The sequence below is a fragment of the Rudaea sp. genome, assembly GCF_036383415.1.
Classification (GTDB): domain Bacteria; phylum Pseudomonadota; class Gammaproteobacteria; order Xanthomonadales; family Rhodanobacteraceae; genus Rudaea.
Genome location: NZ_DASVOK010000139.1, coordinates 1 through 2,927 on the forward strand (window position 1 = coordinate 1; position 2,927 = coordinate 2,927).

General features: G+C 64.7%; 2 protein-coding genes and 2 pseudogenes. 3 read left to right on the plus strand and 1 reads right to left on the minus strand.

The genetic code is table 11. The features are described 5' to 3' along the window. From pgi to VF497_RS05385, 3 genes and pseudogenes are all read left to right on the plus strand, one after another. A pseudogene (gene pgi / locus VF497_RS05375) lies at positions 1 to 581 on the plus strand (glucose-6-phosphate isomerase); the annotation flags it as partial. 271 nt (positions 582 to 852) lie between these two features. Further along, the gene (locus VF497_RS05380) at positions 853 to 1,566 is read left to right on the plus strand and encodes an IPTL-CTERM sorting domain-containing protein (protein ID WP_330886604.1); all 714 of its coding nucleotides are present in this window, start codon (positions 853 to 855) and stop codon (positions 1,564 to 1,566) included. Between the two features lie 216 nt (positions 1,567 to 1,782). Further along, a complete protein-coding gene (locus VF497_RS05385) occupies positions 1,783 to 2,502 on the plus strand; it encodes a CsgG/HfaB family protein (protein WP_330886605.1) in 720 nt (239 codons plus the stop codon). Positions 2,503 to 2,605: 103 nt separating this feature from the next. Here VF497_RS05385 and VF497_RS05390 read toward each other — a convergent pair. Next, positions 2,606 to 2,927, minus strand: a pseudogene (locus VF497_RS05390) (pseudouridine synthase); the annotation flags it as partial.

A 2,927-nucleotide genomic window follows, 5' to 3' on the forward strand; every position in this document is an offset into this window, starting at 1 on the left:
TGACGATGGAGAGCAACGGCAAGTCGGTGACGCTGGACGGCGCGCAGGTCGACCACGACACCTCTGCCGTGTGGTGGGGCGAGCCGGGTACGAATGGCCAGCACTCGTTCTATCAGCTCATTCACCAGGGCACGCGCCTGATTCCGTGCGACTTCATCGGCTTCATCGAGCCGCTGAGCCAGTTGCATGAGCAGCACGACCTGCTCATGGCCAATCTGTTCGCACAGAGCGAGGCGCTGGCCTTTGGCAAGACCGCCGAGCAGGTGCGCGCCGAGGGCACGCCCGAGTGGCTCGTTCCACATCGCGTATTCGCAGGCAACCGGCCCAGCAATACGCTGCTCGCGCAGAAACTGACCCCGCACGCACTCGGTGCGCTGATCGCGCTGTACGAGCACATCACCTTCGTCCAGGGCGCGATCTGGGACATCGACTCGTTCGACCAGTGGGGTGTCGAACTCGGCAAGCAATTGGCGCAGAAGATCGCCGGCGAGATCGCCGCCACGGACGACGCCGGCCTTGCGCACGACTCCTCGACCAACGCGCTGCTGCGACGCTATCGCGCAAATCGTTCGAAGACGTAGGCCGATCTTCGCTTGCCTGCAGCGTCCGCGTGCACAGTTTCCGCCGCGGCGCTCCCCGCTCGCGCACTGCACGCGCGATCGGGCACCTCGTCACATGACTTGTCACGCGAATTTGCTTCGCGTTGCCGGATTGCGCGCTGTTTCCTGTATCTGAATGGCAAGCGGTTGGTGCGGGCCAGGTCAGTGCGTGCGCACCCCGTCGCAACTGCCGCGTGCAGGGAAAACGCGCCTTCGCGTTCAACGACGAGTCATCACTTCTGGAGGTCCTATCGTGAAGCATCTTGTTTTCGGCCTTGTCGCAATACTTAGCCTGCTCTCGGCACCCGCTGTCGCCCAGAACCTGATCGTCAACGGCGACTTCGAGACCCCAGCCACACCGGCGGGTGGTTACATCGACTATCCGAGCGGGTCGACTGCCTTGACGGGATGGACGGTCATCGGCGCCGCCAATGGAATCAGTACCGTCAGTTCCGGCGTCAGCGTGGGTTGTTGTACGTTTCCTGCGCAGAACGGTTCGGCCTGGTTGGATCTGACCGGGTACGGCACCAACAGCAACGAAGGCATCCAGCAGACCGTCGCCACCACGGCCGGAACGCAGTACACGCTGTCCTTCTGGGTCGGAAATGTGCATGACGGTCTTCCCGGCCTGGGCTTGACCAGCACCGCCATCGTCTTGATCAACGGGGTACAGGCGGGCAGCTTCACCAATACGGCCAATGCCCAGACGCAATCGTGGCAGCAGTTCAACGTGAATTTCACCGCTACCGGTGCCTCGACGACCATCGCATTCGTCAATGGCGACCCGGCACTCGACGACAACAACGGACTGGACAACATCACGCTTGTCGCCGCCACTGCGCCACAGCCACCGCCGGCCCCGTCGGTTTCCGCACCCACACTCTCGCAGTGGGCCGCGCTGCTACTGGTCTGCTTGCTTGCGTGGATGGGCGTGGCGAAAGCGCGTCGCGCCCGTGGCCGCAAGTAGCGCTCCTGGCGCGGCAACCGCGCAGTCCAATGCAGTGCGGCTCGTGCGCAAGGAAAGCGGCCTTCGGGCCGCTTTTTTCCTGTGCTTCGGTCGAAAGTCCTGCGCGGATGAAAGCGTGATACGGTTGGCAGCCAGGGCGTGAATAGTGCGCTGGTATGCGCATTGGGCCGCTACTAGAATGCATCGTCATCCATCAACCACTGCAGGGAGAGTGCAATGAAGAAGTACGTCATGGCTGCCGCGATCGCGCTTGCGTGCGTCGCGGGCGGGGGCAGCGCATTCGCCGCGGGCGACGGTCGCCCGGCGATTGGCGTGGCCGAGTTCAAGAACGAATCCGGTGCCGGCTGGTGGCGCGGCGGTGTGGGTTGGGAGCTGTCGGGCATGCTCTCCAATGAGTTGTCCTCGAGCGGCGATTTCCGCGTCGTCGAGCGCAACAAGCTGGAGAAGGTGCTCGAGGAACAGAACCTCGCCGCCTCTGGCCGCATCGCTCCGGGCACAGGCGCGAAGATCGGCAAGGTGACCGGCGCGCAGTATCTGGTCATGGGCACGGTGACTTCGTATGAAGAGAACACCTCCGACACCGGCGGCGGCCTGAGCTTCCGCGGCATCGGCCTCGGCGGCAAGTCGAGCGAAGCCTATCTCGCCGTCGACGTGCGCGTGGTCGATACGACCACCGGCGACATCGCCTATTCGCGCACGATCGAAGGCCGCAGCAAGGGCGGCGGCATGTCGGTCGGCATCTTCCGCGGCGGCTTCGGTGGCTCGCTCGCGCACGAGGAAAAGACCCCGGCGGGCAAGGCGATCCGCGCCGCGCTGGTCGAGATCACCGACTACCTCGATTGCGTGATGGTGAAGAAGGATGGCTGCGTGGCCGAGTACCGCGGCAAGGAACAGAAGCGCCGCGACAGCAACAAGAAAGCCCTGAAGCTGGATTAGTCCGACAGGGACCATCGGTCAGGGAAGGCCGTTCCGGTTTCGCGATCATGTTGATCGCGGTACGAAAAAGCGGCCTTGCGGCCGCTTTTTTTGCGTCGCGCAGCTACCGGCGCCGGCCGCCGCCTTGGCGTCCGTCGGGGTGCAGGCGATTGCCGATGTCGTCACGCGGCAGTGCTTCGTCCTGGCGGAACGGACGCTGGCCATGCGCGACATTGCCCTGATTGCCGCCGCTGCGCGGACGGTTGTTGTCGCGCTTCGGCTTGAAGCGATTGCCGGGTTGCGCGCCGCCCTCGTTCTGCGCGAACGGGTTGCGGTTCTGGTGTATGCCGCCGTCGCGCTGGCCGCGGCCCACGTTCTGGCCTTGCCCTTGTCCCCCTGGACGCGGGCGGTTGCCGCGCTGCGGCCGCTCGTCGCCGGCGAACCAG

Coding starts and splice junctions, on each gene's coding strand:
- VF497_RS05385 (WP_330886605.1), top strand. CDS start 1,783: ATGAAGAAGTACGTCATGGCTGCCGCGATCGCGCTTGCGTGCGTCGCG.